Below are 17,345 nucleotides of genomic sequence, written 5' to 3'. Positions count from 1 at the left end.
TTTATGGAACTTTGCACTCAATTGAACTATGTTCGATCACTTTCTGCTGGCAAAGCTTATTTCTACTATCTATCCGAAAGTGGTGAGATGTGTCCCCTTAATGTAGATAGAACCCGATTGCGCGCACCAAAAGGGAGTTATTCAGAAGCATATAAGGGGAACAAGTTCGTCGAGAAGAATATTGCCCCCCAAGACTTGGCATATTCAAACCCTCAGTTCATCGAAGAGTGCTATGTAAAGCCCGGCGTTGATGAAATCTATTGCGCATTTTCACTTCGAATTCGGGCCAATTCGTTAACCCCAGATATCTGTAGTGATGATGAAGTGCGCAGTAAACTGTCTATGTTTGCTAAGATTTATAAAGAGCTTAACGGATACAAAGAGTTAGCTAATCGTTATGCGAAGAACATCTTGCTTGGTACTTGGTTATGGCGAAATCGTGAGTGCAGAAATATCACTATTGAAGTGACGACCAGTGAATTGGATACCTTTGTTGTCGAACATGCTCAAAAACTCTCTTGGTATGGTCATTGGGATGGTGATTCAACAGAATGCTTAGAAAGGCTTACTGCCTATCTGGAGCGAGCACTGTCTGACCCAACTGAATACTTCTACATGGACGTGAAAGCAAAACTGCGGGTTGGCTGGGGAGATGAGGTTTATCCAAGCCAAGAGTTTTTGGATAGTCGAGAAGATGGAATCCCTACTAAGCAGCTAGCCACAGTAGAGCTTTTGAGAGGAAAAGAAACCGTCGCGTTTCACGGACAAAAAGTTGGTGCGGCGTTGCAATCGATTGACGATTGGTGGCATGAAGAGGCTGATAAGCCTTTAAGAGTGAATGAATATGGCGCTGACCGAGAGTACGTTATAGCAAGAAGACATGTAACATATGGAAATGACTTCTATCAATTACTCAGAAATACAGAGAACTGGATTGAAAGTATGACTGCTTCTGAATCCATTCCGAATGACGTGCACTTTATTATGTCTGTTTTGATCAAGGGCGGATTGTTTAATTGCGCCAAGGCCAATTAAGAGGTTCTATCATGTCTCAACGGTACTACTTCTTGATACGTTACACGAATGCTAATGCCGACTATGGCTTGCTAGCAGGGCGTTGTATCTCACAAATGCATTTGTTTATGGTTAATCACCACCAAGCAATGAATAGAGTAGGTGTGAGTTTTCCTGATTGGAATGAATCTTCAGTTGGTCAAACCATTGCCTTTGTTTCCGAGGACAAAGAGATGATGATTGGCCTCTCTTTTCAGCCCTATTTTTCATTGATGGTTAATGAAGGTTTGTTTGAGATCTCCAGTGTTTATGAGGTGCCAGATACTTCCGAAGAAGTAAGGTTTGTTCGTAATCAGACGATTGGGAAAAACTTTTTGGGTTCCAAAAAGCGTCGAATCAAACGCAGTATGGCTAGGGCCGAGTTATTTGGTATTCAACAATCATTACCAGTAACGAATGAAGACCGTGCCATCGATAGTTTTCATCAAATCCCTATTTCTAGCTGCTCTTCACGGCAGGATTATATTCTGTTTATTCAAAAGGAACTCGCAGATGAGCGTGCTGAATCTGGCTTTAATAGCTATGGTTTTGCAACCAATCAAGAAAAAAGAGCGACGGTACCTGACTTACGTTTTAACCCTTTTGACGAAGACTCTTTTTTAGTTAAGTAGAAACAAAGAGTTACAGTTGTGAAAATAAAAATGGTGTTTTTACCAAGTTGTGACTTTAAGCAAGAATGATCAGATGCTTAGTGATTATATTTTATAGTGTTCTGCCGAATAGGCAGCCAAGAAAAATGACCCAAACATCGACCTGCCGAATAAAATGTGTTCTGCCGAATAGGCAGCCAAGAAATCGCCACTCTATTCCTGCTGCATCGACTGCATGTGTTCTGCCGAATAGGCAGCCAAGAATAGGTCAGGAAGAAAGCAACCTACCTGCTGAACAAGCAGTTAATAATCAAAACCATCAAGTTTAAGTTTTTGGCTTGGTGGTTTTTTGTTTTACAGCTTGTGTTGTGACGGCGGATTGGTTGTGGCCATTTAAGAACTGCAACGCACTTTTGCCCCTTTCCTGCTTAGTGCGATGACTCAGCAATAGATTACTCTGCTGAGTTTGCTATACGAGAGGTTATGGCAGATACCAGAACGCTGTTACATGGAATCTCCCATTTTCGAACATCACACCGTCTATGCTTAGTAGCCTTACTTTTGCATAACAATTCGCTTAGCTAATCACCTACTCTAAAAGAAGTGGTTCAGACAAAGCCTTTCATAGAAATTGTTCTTCAGCTTATGTGCTTTTATCTAAATTTGCTTGGCACTGTAAGTGTTTAATAAACATCGGAATCTTTTTCGCCAAGTGCTTTCGGGAAGAATAAAAAGCATACAGTACTAAATCATCAGGCTCATACTCCATTTCTACCACCTCCAAAACGCCTAGATCTAATTCGGATTGGCAAAATTCAACAGGTAGTATCGCAAAACCTAGGCCAGAAACTGCGCCAGTTTTAGCAAGAAGCCCGCTGTTCACTTTGAATGAAGAATGCACTTTTTGAGTAATCCGCTCACCTTTGCCATTGCTGAATACCCACCAGAAGGCGGTTTTGGTGGTGATAGGGCAGAGAGTGTAGCGGGTTCAATGGTGGATAGCTCGGTGGCTAATGAAATTGATAGTGAGCGTTTTTCATCAAACACGATGCTTTGTATCAAACTTTTTGTTTCAGGGTTACCTGCATTTCTAGCATGCATAATAGTTAGCACCGCAACATAACAAACGCCTCAAGAGGGACTGTCAACGCGTGGCGTTTCCAGTCCCATTGAGCCGCGGTGGTTACGGCTGTTGTGTTTGAGTCTGGTTGTAATGCGTTGTCAGCCCCTTAGGCGGGCGTTATGTTTAATCACGTAAATTCAGAGGTTTATGATTTTTCTTTGCCCCATCGGCTTGTTAGTTTTGTTCTCGTCGGCAAATTGGCTCATTTGGCGCTGTTTTCTGGACATTTATTCTTTGGCGCTGGAAATTCAGAGAATTGCCTCAGTTGATTTTCGTGTAAGTGCGAGGTTGGTTCGGCTGGCTCAATTAGCATTTTGAACACAGGTTTTTGTGCTTAAATTGCCGAAATTCGAAGTCTGTTTTTCAAATCTATGAGTCGTTTCAGTTTTTAGGTCTTGGCTTTTGTTTGTGAATCAAAGCTGAGTTAATCTTGGTTTTGGTAAAACGTAAGTCATTGAAGCTTAAACATAACAAACGGTTCGAGAGGGACAGCCAACGCGCGGCATTTTTACTATGCGTTGGTTTTTGTGGTTACGGTGTTATGCGGAAGCTTGGTAATTGCGTTGGCTGCCCCTTAGGCGGGCGTTAGCCCTATTCCGTAATCTTTGAATCAGACTCACACTTACCATGCTCTTTAAACGATTTTTCGTCATTCATGCCTGTATAATTTCCAGTCAAAAGAAAAACATAGGATAAACGTTATGTCTAAAGGCGTTAAAGTTGGCGATATTGGTACAGATCATGATGGGTTTCCACCCACCCCAGTAACTGCAGGTTCACCAGATGTAAAATTTGATGGTCAACCTGCCGCTAGAGTTGGCGACCCATTAGCCCCTCACGATAAACCTAAACACCCGCCTCACGGCAGAACGATAGCAGCAGGTTCTTCAACTGTGATGATAAATGGTAAACCCGCAGCAATTACCGGTGGGGCTGTTAGTTGTGGAGGTGTAACAATTGGCAGTGGTACGGTTAATATCGGTGATACACACCAACCTGCATCAATGTCTATGTTGTCAGCTAGTCCCCGATCTGTGAATCAAGCACAAGAAACTGCGTCATCAACAGTTGCGAAAAATGTTTCACCCCAAACACTACAAATTCCTCAAGGTTCGGGTTATTGGCCACCATACGATTTCACTAAAAGTAAACCACTTGACGTTGAGTATACTCAAAAGGTTGTTGACCTTGCCGTTATGTCATTAGAAGAAGCGGAGGAATTCGCAAATAACCTATGGTTGGAATACAACGGTAAAGATACATTAGATAATTCTAAAAAAATCTGGGACGGCGCCTCGAATGCTAAAGATGCATATCAACTTGCAAAAGGACTCGGAGGTATGGGGGTTGTGGCCTATGTCAAGCCTGCAAATGGGCAGGATTACATAGTAATCAAGGGGTATAAAAAACACCTTAAAACATTAGTCAAAGGTAATCGTTGGCGAGCCAATAACCCTCAAGTCATTCAACTTGGGCTTGGCACAAAAAACATGGCTCGTAACATGCTTAAGGTTGGGATAGTTGTCGATATCGCTTTTGCTATTGCAATTAATGCCGTTGATGTTTATGTGCATGACGAAAAGACAATGGAAGACTTCGTTGGTCGTTCGGGTGTCGATATCGTTAAAGGTGTTGTAGCAACAGGAGCCGGGACTATTGCTGCTGTTGTAATGGCAACCGCTGGTGCACCTATATTAGTAAGTGGATTATTATTTGCTGGTATTTCTGTCGGCGTTGGTTTTGCACTGGATTGGGCTGACAATGAATTTGGTATATCTGACTCTTTAGTTGACCAGTTAAAAAAGGGTGAATAATGAAAAAAATACAAATTATGGGTATCGTTTTTTTCACACTCTTGCTAGCTGGTTATCTAATTATTGGAGCTCCATCGGAATTGGCTCTTCCCTTTAAGCCATTGGAGGTTAGAGTTAGATTACTTGGTTATATATCTTATATAGCTCTAGCAATCATCCCTCCTCTATTGTTGGGAGGGGTTTGTATAATGGTTCATCAAATATGTAATCCTCAACGAGATGTGACATCTTATGGCAGGGCATGGAGTAAAATTGTTTATTTAGTGTTGGTTATTGGGATATGTGCATTGTTTGCGAGAGGATATCTTGGTTATCAAACAGCTAATGCTGGATATGTTCAGTGCATTAATGAATCACGCACTTCCTCTAAGAACAGTTGGAGAGTGTATGCGAAAGATCTTAGTTTGTGTAAGCCACCATCAGATATTATCGGCGATTGAAACATCGGGCTAACAAACGCCTCAAGAGGGACTGTCAACGCTTGGCGTTTCCAGTCCTAATGAGCTGAGGTGGTTACGGTGGTTGTGATTGAGTTTGGTTGTTATGCGTTGTCAGCCCCTTAGGCGGGCGTTAGCTAAAAGGAGAGAGTGTGTTCCAAGGAATCATGAATGGTGCCGGGCTAATCAAGGAAGCAATTCGGGCTCTAGGGAAGTATCCGAGAATGCTGATCCCTCTTCTTCTGTGTTGGCTTGTATATGCCCCTTTGTTGGTAGTTTTTAAGTTTCATATCCCTTGGGATAATTTTGATATTATCACTCTGCTCCTTGTTGTGTTCGCTGCAATCTTGCTCCTTTCGGTGATTTTTTCTTGGTCTGCTTTTATGCTCCTTGAGCTAATACGGCAGATTGAAACAGATGAAGAACGGAGTATCTCAAAAGCTATTAGAACGAGTTCTATCAATTTAGTAATTGGTCTTCCTGTTGTAATGGGTTGGGCTGTAATCTGGTTCTCTCTGACGCTTATAGAAATTATTCTTAGCAGACGATCTGGCGGTTCTGACGAAGAATACAATGCTAAGAATGTGGCTAAAACGTTGGCGGGATTTCAAGAGTTCTCTCTGTCTGGGGCGTTCTTTGAAGCCCTAAAAAAAGGCGTGCGCATGACCTCTTTTCTTATCTATCCTGCGATAGCATGGGAAAAACTCGGAACTGCTAAGTCTGTAAAAAAGGGTTTGGGTATTGCGAGAACACATAAATCTGAATTTGGTGCTGGGTTTATTCTGACTGAGTTTGCCGCCACGATCGTTTTTCTTCCCCCGGCAGTACTTTTTAACGTGTCAGATAAGTTTGATATAAGCTTCTCTGATCCAGTATGGTTCGGAGTGATGGTCTACTGTGCATTCGCGTGGAGCTTTTCCCTTTTCCTGGAGCAAATGTTTGTCGCTGAACTATATCTTTGGCATCTGATCTGGGAGAAAGAAGTGGATAAGGCTAGGAGTAAAGGTAAGCCAGAACCAAAACTTGAGGATGTAAAGCGTCCATCTGTCATGGATTCCGTCGCGGATCTCTATTTAACCAATGTGCCAAAAGCAGCTAACAATACGTTGAATTCGCAGACGCCTGACGGCGCTGCTTAGCTTGTCGTTAGACATTAAGAGGACTGCATTTTGAGATTCGAAAGAAAAATTGCTCTAGTCACTGGTGCTGCTAAAGGTATTGGTGAGTCGATTGCTCGGCATTTTGCAGCGGAAGGTGCTTTTGTTTATGTCACAGATATTGATCAGGATAATGGGCAGCAAGTAGCGTCATCTCTTGGTCAAGCAGCTCGATTTGCTTTATTGGATGTACGCGATGAAGCTGCTTGGCAAAAGCTTACTAAGGAGATAATCGACGCACACGGTCGACTTGATATCGTCGTTAACAATGCTGGTATTACTGGCTTTGAAGAAGACTTCGTTCCGCATGATCCAGAAAATGCAACCTTAGACGCTTGGCGCAAGGTCCATGAGACAAACCTAAATGGTGTCTTTCTTGGATGTAAATACGCGATTAAAGCCATGCGCTCCACGGGTAAGGGTTCCATTATCAATATATCATCGCGTTCTGGCATCGTCGGTATCCCAACTGCCGCAGCCTATGCTTCTAGCAAAGCAGGCGTGCGGAATCATACTAAAAGTGTAGCCTTGTACTGCGCGCAGCAGAATTTGAATGTACGGTGTAACTCGATTCACCCTGCCGCAATTCTGACACCTATGTGGGAACCGGTGCTGGGGGATATCGGATATAAAGCTAACGACTTTCTATACCTGTAGTTATCCATTAGTTGCTAAATTAGGAAAGTCACTGACACGGTTCTGTCCAAAAAATTGTTACACGTAAGATGCCAGTATTTGTTCAATGTTAATGCTGAAAACACTCATTTTTCGTAAGTAAGTTTCTTTCGTACCCTGATATCGCTTGTTATAACGAACAATTAATGGGACACCTTATGCTTTCAGTTTAGGACGCTTTATGGTTTTAGATTGATTTTAACCATTTGATTTTCTGTGAGCGCATAGGACATCTTATGCTTTCAGCGACACTGACGTTCTAAAAATCCAATTCCTTCCCAATAATTTTGTGAGCTTCCTTGTTCAAAGGATAAGTTGACCTAACTTCAACTATTGCTATTTCCTACCCTCGGTTCTACCCATTTTTCTAGCCTTAGTGATTTTTTATTCAAGCTTAACTTTTCTTATATCATTGTTTATTAATGGTTTTATTTGTTTTGATGACAGATGTTGCAGTCATCGTTGATTTATTTTTATCCAATATACCAAACACTGATTGACATCGATTTTTCCTTGGATAATATATTCACATATCCATATGTATTGGAGTTGGTTATGTTGCCTCACCAGTTTTTCAAATTACTCGCCGATGAAACGCGGGTGCGCTGCTTACTGATGATTGCTCGGGAAGAGAAGGTTTGTGTTGCAGAACTCACCGAAGCCTTGAATGAGAGTCAGCCGAAAATTTCTCGCCATTTGGCGTTGCTGCGTGCCAGCGGCGTGGTGGTCGATATCCGTCAGGGGCAGTGGGTGTTTTATCGTATTTCCGATCAACTGCCGGGATGGATGCGCAAGCAGATCCAAGGGTTGGTGGAATCCAACTGTCTTAAACAAGAATACCAGCAAGATATTCAGCGCCTCGCCGAGATGACCTCTCGTCCTCAGTGCTGTGTGTAAAGAACCAAGTTGAGTTATCCCTCAACGGCTTAGCGTTGTAGCCAAAATGGCTGCTTAGTTGGGAAGGGATAAAAACAAGTTTAAAGGAAAAGGAATATGGCAATTAAAGTCGGAATTAATGGATTTGGTCGTATTGGACGTTTGGCTTTAAGAGCTTCGTTTGATTGGCCTGAGATTGAATTTGTACAGATCAACGATGTGGCGGGTGATGCTGCAACATTAGCGCACCTTTTGGAGTTCGATTCGGTACAAGGTCGTTGGCACCATGCTGTGAGCATTGAAGCGGATGCTATCCTGATCAACGGCAAACGCATTCGCGCAACACAAGAAAAAGCGATTGATGCAGTGGATTGGTCGGGCTGCGATGTGGTGATTGAGGCTACGGGTAAGCACCGTAAAGGCGAATTCTTGAACCAGTATTTGGCACAAGGAGTAAAACGTGTCGTCGTTTCAGCGCCTGTCAAAGAAGAGGGGATTGCCAATATCGTGGTGGGGGTGAACGATCACATCTTCAACCCTGAACAACATCGTATTGTCACTGCCGCTTCTTGTACCACTAACTGTATTGCTCCAGTGGTGAAAGTGATCCACGAAAAATTGGGTATCGCGCAAGCCTCTTTTACCACCATCCATAACCTAACCAATACGCAAACCATTTTGGATGCACCGCATAAAGATTTACGCCGTGCGCGTGCTTGCGGTATGAGCCTTATCCCGACGACCACCGGCTCTGCCAAAGCGATTATCGAAATTTTCCCGGATCTGAAAGGCAAGATTGATGGACACGCCGTGCGTGTACCGCTGGCGAATGCCTCGTTAACCGACATCATTTTTGATGTGCAGCGTGATACGACGGTGGAAGAGATCAATCAGCTTTTAAAACAGGCTTCAGAAAACGAGCTTAAAGGCATTCTGGGTTTTGAAGAGCGTCCACTGGTGTCGATTGATTACCAAGGCGATCAACGTTCAACGATTGTTGATGCGCTCTCCACCATGGTGGTTGGTAAGCGAATGGTGAAAATCTACGCTTGGTATGACAACGAAATGGGTTACGCCACGCGCACCGCGGAATTAGTTCGTAAAGTCGGTTTGGCATAAGGAGTAGTAAAAAATGACGCATCCAACTTGGGAATTACCGGTAGCCGACAATCAGGCGAGCTTAGTGCTCACACCTTGTCCGGGAACCAAAGGCACACCTCTGTCGGAAAGCATTGCCCAACTCAAAGCGCAAGGGGTGTCGGCAGTAGTCACGGCGCTAAGCCATGAGGAAATGGAGCAGCATGGCGTGGGTGAGCTACCAGCGGAAGTCGAAAAAGCCGGATTACAGTGGTTTCATGCGCCGATCGAAGATGATTGCGCGCCGGATGCTGCTTTTGCGCAAGATTGGCAACAGTGCTCACCGGCTTTGCATCAGGCACTCAGCCGCGGTGAAAAAGTCGCTTTGCATTGCATGGGCGGTTCGGGTCGTACTGGCCTACTGGCCGCGCATCTGCTGCTAGAAAAAGGCTGGCCGCTGGAAAGCATCATTACTCAGGTGCAAGCATTAAGGCCGGGTGCATTTACCAAAGAAGTGCAAGTGCAGTACGTGCATCAAATCGTCAAACCATAACCCGATCAAGGGCCGCATAAGCGGCTCTTTTTAAGAGAGTGTTTATGCTGTCCCAACTGAATGCCCATGTTCGTCAGTACATGCTTGTGACGTTCAACTACTGGAACTTTACCCTGACTGATGGGGCGCTGCGTATGTTGGTGGTGCTCTATTTCTATGATTTGGGCTATTCCAGCTTAGCGATTGCCTCGCTGTTTCTGTTCTATGAATTTTTTGGTGTGGTGACCAACTTAATTGGCGGGTGGCTTGGGGCTCGGCTTGGGCTGAATCGCACCATGAACATCGGGCTTGGTTTGCAAATCATCGCGCTTTTGATGTTGGCAGTGCCGGCAAGCTGGTTGACCATTCCTTGGGTAATGGCCGCGCAAGCCCTGTCGGGCATCGCGAAAGATCTCAATAAGATGAGTGCCAAAAGCGCTATCAAAACCTTAGTGCCAGAAAATGCACAAGGCGCGTTGTTTAAGTGGATTGCGATCCTGACGGGGTCAAAGAATGCCTTAAAAGGCGCTGGATTTTTCTTGGGCGGCGCGTTGTTGTCCTTGATCGGTTTCCAGTATGCGGTCGCTACCATGGCGGCTGTGTTGGCATTGGTTTTCATTGGCAGCGTAATGAGTTTGAAATCCGATCTCGGCAAGGCCAAGAACAAGCCGAAGTTTTCCGATATTTTCTCTAAATCGGCGAGTGTGAACATCCTGTCGGCGGCACGGCTATTTCTGTTTGGCGCGCGCGATGTGTGGTTTGTCATCGCACTGCCTATCTATTTAGGCAGCGTGTTTGGTTGGGATCACAGTGCTGTGGGGGGCTTTCTGGCGCTTTGGGTGATTGGCTACGGCGTCATTCAAGGATTCGCGCCCAAAATCACAGGCAGCAAATCGGAGCATCCACCAGCAGGGCGAGCCGCTATTGGCTGGGCATTAGCACTGTCCTTGGTCACGGGGCTGATTGCTTATGGTGTGCAGCTACAGTGGCACCCAGAAGTGGTGATCATCGGAGGACTCATGCTGTTTGGTGCGGTATTTGCGGTGAACTCTTCACTGCATTCATACCTGATTGTCAGCTACGCCAAAGATGATGGCGTGTCGCTCGATGTCGGCTTTTACTACATGGCGAATGCGATGGGGCGCTTAATCGGCACGATATTATCCGGCTGGGTCTTCCAGCTTTGGGGGCTGGCAGCTTGTTTGTGGGTCTCTTTCGGATTTTTAGTGCTGACGACGCTGATCTCATTTTGGTTGCCGAATCGCACTCAGGAATAACGTTGGGAAAGTGTGGCACAACCTCGCTGAATGAGGCGCAGAGCGTAGTGCCACTCTTATTCAACTGGTAAACTTATTGCACCTCAATCTTATCTAAAATCAATACTATGACCTCGACCCAGCGTAGAGATGCGATTCTGAAATACATTCAGCACCACCAAAGTGGTTCGGTGAATTATTTTGCTGAGCAATTTCAGGTGTCGGAAGTTACGATTCGCCATGATTTGAATATTCTTGAGAAAAAAGGCTGTGTCACCCGCTGCTACGGTGGTGCGCTGATCAATGCACAATTTGCGTTTGACCAACCGCTGCAAGATAAAAAGCAGCTCAATCAGGATATCAAAAGCCAGTTGGGGGCGTATGCGGCTTCTTTGGTTGAAGATGGTGACACGCTGATCCTTGATTCTGGCTCAACTACCGAGCAAATCGCTTTTCATCTCACCGATAAAAAACAGCTCAAAGTCATGACCAACGCCATCAACATTGCCTATCACTTGGCGAATCACGACAACATTGAGGTGATTGTGACTGGGGGGCTAATGCGCAAAAACTCGTATTCGCTACACGGTGAATCAGGTAAGGCGCTGCTCGGGCAGTTTCGTTTTAATAAACTGTTTCTGGGTGTTGATGGTTTCGATAAGCTGGCGGGCGTGACGACACCCCATGCGGGTGAGGCGAGTATTAACCGTAGAATGGTGGAAGCGGCACAAATGGTGATTGCGGTGAGCGATTCTTCAAAATTTAATCGGCAAAGTTTCTGTTTGATTGCACGCCCAGAGCAGCTCGACATGTTGATCACCGATAGTGGGATGCCTGAAGATTATCGACGTGAGTTGACCGCGATGGGAGTGGATGTTCGCATTGTTGATGCATGTTAAAGGCGTTCTGATGACGACATCATCTCTGCATTTTGCCTCGGTTAGCGAGGATGTTTTTTAGCCCTCTTTCCTAAAGTGTGATCTCGCGCAGGTCACCATCTGAAATTTCGCTGCTTTTTTGATCAGCGCTTTGCCTTTCACTTTCGTTTCCCTGCTTTCCTTTAATTTCCACCGATTAAGCCGTTTTTCTCATTCAATTATTGAAAGCTATTTCTTTCACTTTCTGCAAAGTGAAAGGGTTTTTACACCCAAATCGAAAGGTTTTTGGCTGTGATCTGGCTTTCATTTTTCTCAATCTGCCCCTGATTAAATAAAAACACAAGGAAGCGAAAGCTTTAGCAGGCTAACCGAAAGGTAGCGAAAGGGGAGAGAAATGATGACCAGCGCAGAACGTCGACAACGAATTATGTCCCATATCGTGCAACACGGTACGGGGAAAGTGGATGAATTCGCTCTGACCTTCAATGTTTCTGCGGTCACCATCCGTCATGACCTTAATCTTTTGGAAAAAGAAGGCTGCGTTTTTCGTTGTTACGGAGGCGCGAACCTGAACCCTAATTTCGCGTTTGACCAGCCGCTATACCGAAAAGATCAGTTAAATCGCGACATCAAACAGATGATTGCTTTCGCGGCAGCGCAACTGATTGGTGATGGTGAAGCGATTATTCTCGACTCGGGTTCCACCATTGCTTTGATGCCGCAGCATCTGACCCAGAAAAAATTGGTGGTGATGACTAACGCGCTCAACACCGCATACCAACTTAGCCACAACGACAATGTGGAACTGCATGTGATTGGCGGCAGTTTACGCCGTGCTTCTTGCTCGCTGACGGGGCATCACGGTGAGCAGCAAATTCGCTCCTACCTGTTTGATAAGTTGTTTTTAGGCGTGGATGGGTTTGACCTGCAAGCGGGCATCACCACACCAGATAACCACGAAGCCCAAGTAAATCGAGCGATGTGCGATGTGGCGCGACAGGTAATTGCCGTGACCGATTCCAGTAAGTTTGGTCGCAAAAGCTTTTGCATGATCCGTGCGGCAAGCCAGATCGATGTGCTGGTGACCGACAGCCATATTCCGCCAGCGACTCATCAGGCACTGCTTGATATGGGGGTGCACGTCATCCTCGCTGACCAAACTTCCCCACACCGTAAGTTGAACTAGGACCGCTCATGAAAACGCTACTCTCTTTAATTCAGCAACATAAACAAGGCCAAGCTAAGGGCATCTACTCGGTATGTTCGGCGCATCCACTGGTGTTGGAAGCGGCGATCAAACAAGCGGCTCGCGATGGTCAGTTGGTGTTGATTGAAGCAACCTCCAACCAAGTGAATCAGTTTGGCGGTTACACAGGGATGACGCCCCAAGCGTTTGCGGATTATGTCTTCACCTTAGCAGCGCGTTTGGATTTTCCGCGAGAACGGATGATTTTGGGCGGTGACCATCTTGGCCCCAACTGCTGGCAGCATCTGCCAGCGAGACAGGCAATGGAATATTCTGCACAACTGATTCATGACTACGTGAGTGCTGGGTTTAGCAAAATTCACCTCGACTGCTCTATGGCTTGTGAAGGCGATGAGTTGCCGTTGAGCGAAGCGATGATGGCTGAGCGTGCCGCGCAGTTGTGCATGGTGGCTGAACAAGCATGGAAAAACCGTGGCGGTGAAGCACCTGTGTATGTGATTGGTACCGAAGTGCCGACGCCGGGTGGGGCTTTGGAATCTTTGCAAGACCATGAGCTGCAAGTCACTCAGCCAGAGCAAGCGCTGGCAACCTTAGGTGCGCATCACCAAGCCTTTAGTTATTCGGGGTTAGGTTATGTGTGGCCTCGGGTGATTGGTTTAGTGGTACAGCCGGGTGTGGAGTTTGATCATCACCAAGTACATCACTACCAAAGTGCTCAAGCCCAAGTGCTGAGCAAGATGATTGAAAGCCAGCCGCATCTGGTGTTTGAAGCGCACTCGACCGATTACCAAAACCCGCAGGCATACCATGAGCTTATTCGCGATCACTTCGCGATTTTGAAAGTCGGTCCCGCGCTGACTTTCGTGGTACGTGAAGCGTTGTTTGCCTTAGATGCCGCTGAAAAAGAGTGGATAGGCGTACATCAAGCCTCCCATCTGCGTGACACCATTGAGCAAGTGATGCATGAGCAGCCGAATTATTGGCGCTCCCACTATCAAAGCAAAGGACACCAGCAATTTCTGGATTGTAACTACAGCCTGAGTGACCGTATTCGTTACTACTGGACGCACCCCGAAGTGCAAACGGCGCAGCATGCACTGTTTGAGCATCTGATTGAAAAACCATTACCGACCACTTTGTTAAGCCAATACCTGCCGAATCAGGCTCGGGCGATTGCGCAGCAGCACATCGCTAATCATCCCGCTGAGATCATCGTTCACAAAATTATGGAAGTCACTCAGCTCTATTCCGATGCCTGTTACCGCAATGCAGCTGTTTGTAAGGAGACGATTTAATGACAACTTTTTTAGGTTATTCATCCGCTTGGCTTGCCGAGCATAACGCGACCCATACGGCAAAAGAGATTTCTCATCAGCCCGTATTGTGGCGCGCTTTAGCCGAGAATTTGCAGCAACAGGCGGCAAGCATTGAGGCTTTTCTGGCTCCGTTATTAAAGCGTGATGATTTGCGCATTATTTTGACCGGTGCTGGCACTTCTGCCTTTGTCGGCGATGCGGCCGTGCCGTTTTTACAACCTGAATTGAATTTTCAAATGGAATCAATCCCGACGACGGATTTGGTTTCTAACCCTGAGCTGTATCTGGATGCGGATCGTCCGACCTTGCTGATTTCCTACGCACGCTCCGGCAATAGCCCAGAGAGTGTGGCCGCGGTGGCCTTGGCGGATCAACGGGTCAAAGAGTGCTATCACCTGTTTTTAACCTGCAACGGTGAAGGGGCGTTATCGCGTTACGCTCAGCAAGCCAAGCGTGCCTTATGTGTGCTGATGCCAGAAGGATCAAATGACAAAAGTTTTGCCATGACTTCCAGCTTTAGCTGCATGTTGATGGCGACACTGACGCTGCTGGGGAAATCTGCTCAAAACGCGATTCAAGCCACGGCGGAATTGTGCGAAAGCAAACTCGTGCAGTGGCCTGAAGCGATTAAACAGTTGGCGGCACTGCCTTATGAACGCCTGATTGTGCTTGGCAGTGGTGGCTTTGCTGGATTGGCACGCGAGGCGTCACTCAAATCGTTAGAACTGAGCGCCGGCAAAGTGATGACGGCTTTTGATTCCTCACTCGGTTTTCGTCACGGGCCTAAATTTGCCATCAATCACAAGGCGCTGGTTATTCAACTGCTGTCGAGTGATGACTACACCCGTCAATATGATCTGGATTTACTGCGCGAAATTCGCCGCGATAACCAAGCGCTGCGCCATATCGCCTTGACCGAAACCCCACTCAACGAAGACGACGTATTTGAGCTCGGACATTTAGGCCTTGGCGATCGTTGGCTCTGTTTCCCTTACATCCTGTTTTGCCAAATGTTGGCGTTTGAAAAATCGCTCCAGCTTGGCTTGGGTCCTGATAACCCATGCCCAACCGGCGAAGTTAACCGTGTCGTACAAGGCGTCACGATTTATCCCTACCCACAGCAACCTGTTTTGAATCAATAAGGAAATGATCATGCCGAATATTGTACTCAGTCGAATTGATGAACGTTTAGTGCATGGCCAAGTGGGTGTGCAGTGGGTGGGATTTGCCGATGCCAATATCGTGGTGGTCGCCAATGATGAAGTGGCGGAAGACACGATTCAGCAAAACCTGATGGAAATGGTACTGGCCGATGGGATCGCCATCCGTTTTTGGACGGTGCAAAAGACCATCGACACCATTCACAAAGCCTCGGACCGTCAGCGCATCCTTTTGGTGTGCCGCACTCCGCGCGATTTTCGCCGTCTAGTTGAAGGGGGCGTACCCATTCAAGCCATTAACGTTGGCAACATGCATTACGCCGACGGCAAAAAGCAGATTTCTAAAACGGTTTCGGTTGATGCCGAAGACGTGGCGGATTTTCAACAACTTAAAGCACTCGGGGTTCGCTGCACGATTCAAGGCGTTCCAACAGAAAGTGCAACCGATCTCTTCACTCTACTCTGATAAAAGGACATCTATCATGGAAATAGGACTCTTTCAGGCGTTGATGTTGGGCATACTGGCCTTTCTGGCTGGTCTTGACCTGTTCAATGGCCTTACACACTTCCACCGGCCTGTCGTACTCGGGCCAATCGTGGGTCTGATCTTAGGCGATCTGCAAACCGGTATTTTGGTCGGCGGTACCTTAGAACTGATCTGGATGGGTTTAGCCCCGTTGGCGGGTGCACAGCCACCTAACGTTATCATCGGCACTATCGTCGGCACGACATTCGCGATCACCACGGGGGTTGAGCCCAATGTGGCGGTTGGGGTTGCCGTACCATTTGCGGTTGCGGTTCAAATGGGCATTACCTTGCTGTTCTCTGCCATGTCTGCGGTGATGTCGAAGTGCGATGAGTACGCTCAAAATGCAGATACCGATGGCATTGAACGCGTCAACTATTTTGCGCTGGCGGTGCTCGGCACGTTCTATTTCCTCTGTGCTTTCTTACCAATTTACCTTGGCGCTGAACATGCGGGAACCATGGTTTCCACTTTGCCGAAAGAGCTGATTGATGGCTTAGGCGTTGCGGGCGGCATCATGCCTGCGATTGGTTTCGCGGTACTGATGAAGATCATGATGAAAAACGCTTACATCCCGTATTTCATTTTGGGCTTTGTCGCCGCTGCATGGCTACAACTGCCGATTTTGGCGATTGCCTCTGCTGCGACAGCGATGGCGATTATCGACTTTATGCGCAAATCCGAACCGACGGCAGTGGCTGCGAAAACTGAGGATCTTGAAGATGGAATCTAATGCAATCAAATCAATGGATATGGGTAATGTGAATCCAGATGTCAGACCGGCTCCCGGTGTAGCAGCCGATGAGTATGAGAATAAAGCGATTGGCGCGGAGCTAACCAAAGCCGACATCAACACCATGGCGTGGCGCTCACTTTTATTGCAAGCCTCATTCAACTTTGAACGTATGCAGGCTTCTGGCTGGCTCTATGGGTTATTGCCTGCGCTGAAAAAAATCCACACCAACAAAGCGGATCTTTCCAAAGCCATGCAAGGGCATATGGGCTTCTTCAATACCCACCCATTCTTGGTCACCTTCGTGATGGGCATTGTTCTGGCGATGGAGCGTTCCAAGCAGAACATCAACAGTATTCAAAGTACCAAAATTGCGGTGGGTGCACCGATGGGCGGGATTGGTGATGCCATGTTCTGGCTCACACTGCTGCCGATTTGTGGCGGTATTGGTGCGGACCTTGCGCTGCAAGGCTCCATCATGGGGGCGGTGTTCTTCTTCGTGCTGTTTAACGTAGTGCACTTTGGTCTGCGTTTTGGGTTGGCGCACTACGCCTACCGCATGGGGGTTGCCGCAATTCCAATGATCAAAGCCAACACCAAGAAAGTCGGCCATGCCGCTTCCGTAGTGGGGATGACGGTGATTGGTGCTTTGGTCGCGACGTATGTTCGCCTCTCCACCACGGCAGAAATTACCGCGGGGGATGCGGTAGTGAAACTGCAAGCCGATGTGATTGATAAATTGATGCCTGCTTTCCTACCACTGGTTTACACCCTAGCCATGTATGCCTTGGTGAAACGAGGCTGGAGCCCTCTGAAACTTATCGCGATCACGGTGACATTAGGGGTAGCCGGACGTTTTATGGGCTTCCTCTAACCTAACGAGATATAGCCGTAATCACGGGGTTGGTACGCCA

At 46.8% G+C, this 17,345-nt stretch carries 16 protein-coding genes and 3 pseudogenes; 18 read left to right on the top strand and 1 reads right to left on the bottom strand.

The genetic code is table 11. The features are described from left to right. The first annotated feature begins 3 nt into the window (after positions 1-3). Together csy3 and cas6f are read left to right on the top strand one after the other, a co-directional pair. Positions 4-1,035 carry a type I-F CRISPR-associated protein Csy3 gene (gene csy3, locus CEQ48_RS13490; RefSeq protein ID WP_089071603.1) on the top strand — a complete coding sequence of 344 codons (1,032 nt, stop codon included), beginning with the start codon at positions 4-6 and terminating at the stop codon, positions 1,033-1,035. Positions 1,036-1,046: 11 nt separating this feature from the next. After that, positions 1,047-1,685, top strand: coding sequence for a type I-F CRISPR-associated endoribonuclease Cas6/Csy4 (gene cas6f / locus CEQ48_RS13485; protein WP_089071602.1), 639 nt, complete (start codon positions 1,047-1,049; stop codon positions 1,683-1,685). 622 nt (positions 1,686-2,307) lie between these two features. On the opposite strand, the pseudogene CEQ48_RS13480 reads toward cas6f, so the two are convergent. Continuing rightward, positions 2,308-2,607 (bottom strand): annotated as a pseudogene (locus CEQ48_RS13480) (LysR substrate-binding domain-containing protein); the annotation flags it as partial. Here CEQ48_RS13480 and CEQ48_RS13475 point away from each other — a divergent pair. The 16 genes and pseudogenes from CEQ48_RS13475 to agaE form a co-directional block, all read left to right on the top strand. Next, positions 2,602-2,787: pseudogene (locus CEQ48_RS13475) on the top strand (hypothetical protein); the annotation flags it as partial. The pseudogenes CEQ48_RS13480 and CEQ48_RS13475 overlap by 6 nt on opposite strands. Positions 2,788-3,488: 701 nt before the next feature. Beyond that, positions 3,489-3,770 (top strand): annotated as a pseudogene (locus CEQ48_RS20410) (type VI secretion system PAAR protein); the annotation flags it as partial. A gap of 830 nt (positions 3,771-4,600) precedes the next feature. After that, entirely contained in the window at positions 4,601-5,041 is a 441-nt protein-coding gene (locus CEQ48_RS13460; protein ID WP_089071599.1) for a DUF1240 domain-containing protein, read from the top strand. Positions 5,042-5,190: 149 nt separating this feature from the next. Beyond that, complete coding sequence (locus tag CEQ48_RS13455) at positions 5,191-6,177, top strand: hypothetical protein (RefSeq protein ID WP_089071598.1); 987 nt, start codon at positions 5,191-5,193, stop codon at positions 6,175-6,177. Positions 6,178-6,207: 30 nt separating this feature from the next. Next, positions 6,208-6,852 carry an SDR family NAD(P)-dependent oxidoreductase gene (locus tag CEQ48_RS13450; protein ID WP_198301154.1) on the top strand — a complete coding sequence of 215 codons (645 nt, stop codon included), beginning with the start codon at positions 6,208-6,210 and terminating at the stop codon, positions 6,850-6,852. A 573-nt stretch (positions 6,853-7,425) separates the two neighbouring features. Beyond that, the gene (locus CEQ48_RS13445) at positions 7,426-7,767 is read left to right on the top strand and encodes a metalloregulator ArsR/SmtB family transcription factor (RefSeq protein WP_000936745.1); all 342 of its coding nucleotides are present in this window, start codon (positions 7,426-7,428) and stop codon (positions 7,765-7,767) included. A gap of 96 nt (positions 7,768-7,863) precedes the next feature. Beyond that, entirely contained in the window at positions 7,864-8,865 is a 1,002-nt protein-coding gene (locus CEQ48_RS13440) for an ArsJ-associated glyceraldehyde-3-phosphate dehydrogenase (RefSeq protein WP_089071596.1), read from the top strand. A 13-nt stretch (positions 8,866-8,878) separates the two neighbouring features. Beyond that, on the top strand, positions 8,879-9,376 hold the full coding sequence (locus CEQ48_RS13435; protein WP_000149587.1) for a cyclin-dependent kinase inhibitor 3 family protein: 498 nt from the start codon (positions 8,879-8,881) through the stop codon (positions 9,374-9,376). Between the two features lie 44 nt (positions 9,377-9,420). After that, entirely contained in the window at positions 9,421-10,632 is a 1,212-nt protein-coding gene (arsJ, locus tag CEQ48_RS13430) for an organoarsenical effux MFS transporter ArsJ (RefSeq protein WP_198301153.1), read from the top strand. A gap of 107 nt (positions 10,633-10,739) precedes the next feature. Further along, positions 10,740-11,510: a transcriptional repressor AgaR gene (agaR, locus tag CEQ48_RS13425; protein ID WP_089071594.1), complete on the top strand. Its 771-nt coding sequence runs from the start codon at positions 10,740-10,742 to the stop codon at positions 11,508-11,510. A 376-nt stretch (positions 11,511-11,886) separates the two neighbouring features. After that, positions 11,887-12,675, top strand: a complete 789-nt coding sequence (gene agaR / locus CEQ48_RS13420) for a transcriptional repressor AgaR (RefSeq protein ID WP_055050506.1) — start codon at positions 11,887-11,889, stop codon at positions 12,673-12,675. An 8-nt stretch (positions 12,676-12,683) separates the two neighbouring features. Continuing rightward, the gene (locus tag CEQ48_RS13415) at positions 12,684-13,991 is read left to right on the top strand and encodes a D-tagatose-bisphosphate aldolase, class II, non-catalytic subunit (protein WP_089071593.1); all 1,308 of its coding nucleotides are present in this window, start codon (positions 12,684-12,686) and stop codon (positions 13,989-13,991) included. Continuing rightward, positions 13,991-15,154 carry an SIS domain-containing protein gene (locus tag CEQ48_RS13410; RefSeq protein ID WP_089071592.1) on the top strand — a complete coding sequence of 388 codons (1,164 nt, stop codon included), beginning with the start codon at positions 13,991-13,993 and terminating at the stop codon, positions 15,152-15,154. The genes CEQ48_RS13415 and CEQ48_RS13410 overlap by 1 nt, the downstream gene beginning before the upstream one ends. A 10-nt stretch (positions 15,155-15,164) precedes the next feature. Beyond that, a complete protein-coding gene (gene agaV, locus CEQ48_RS13405; RefSeq protein WP_089071591.1) occupies positions 15,165-15,638 on the top strand; it encodes a PTS N-acetylgalactosamine transporter subunit IIB in 474 nt (157 codons plus the stop codon). Positions 15,639-15,654: 16 nt separating this feature from the next. After that, positions 15,655-16,431, top strand: a complete 777-nt coding sequence (gene agaW / locus CEQ48_RS13400) for a PTS N-acetylgalactosamine transporter subunit IIC (protein WP_000402379.1) — start codon at positions 15,655-15,657, stop codon at positions 16,429-16,431. Continuing rightward, positions 16,421-17,305, top strand: coding sequence for a PTS N-acetylgalactosamine transporter subunit IID (agaE, locus tag CEQ48_RS13395; protein WP_000445372.1), 885 nt, complete (start codon positions 16,421-16,423; stop codon positions 17,303-17,305). The genes agaW and agaE overlap by 11 nt, the downstream gene beginning before the upstream one ends. The last annotated feature ends 40 nt before the right edge of the window (positions 17,306-17,345 follow it).

Source organism: Vibrio tarriae (assembly GCF_002216685.1).
In the GTDB taxonomy this organism is placed as follows: domain Bacteria; phylum Pseudomonadota; class Gammaproteobacteria; order Enterobacterales; family Vibrionaceae; genus Vibrio; species Vibrio tarriae.
The sequence above is the reverse complement of the archived record's forward strand: the minus strand, read 5'-3'. Positions and strand labels throughout refer to the sequence as shown.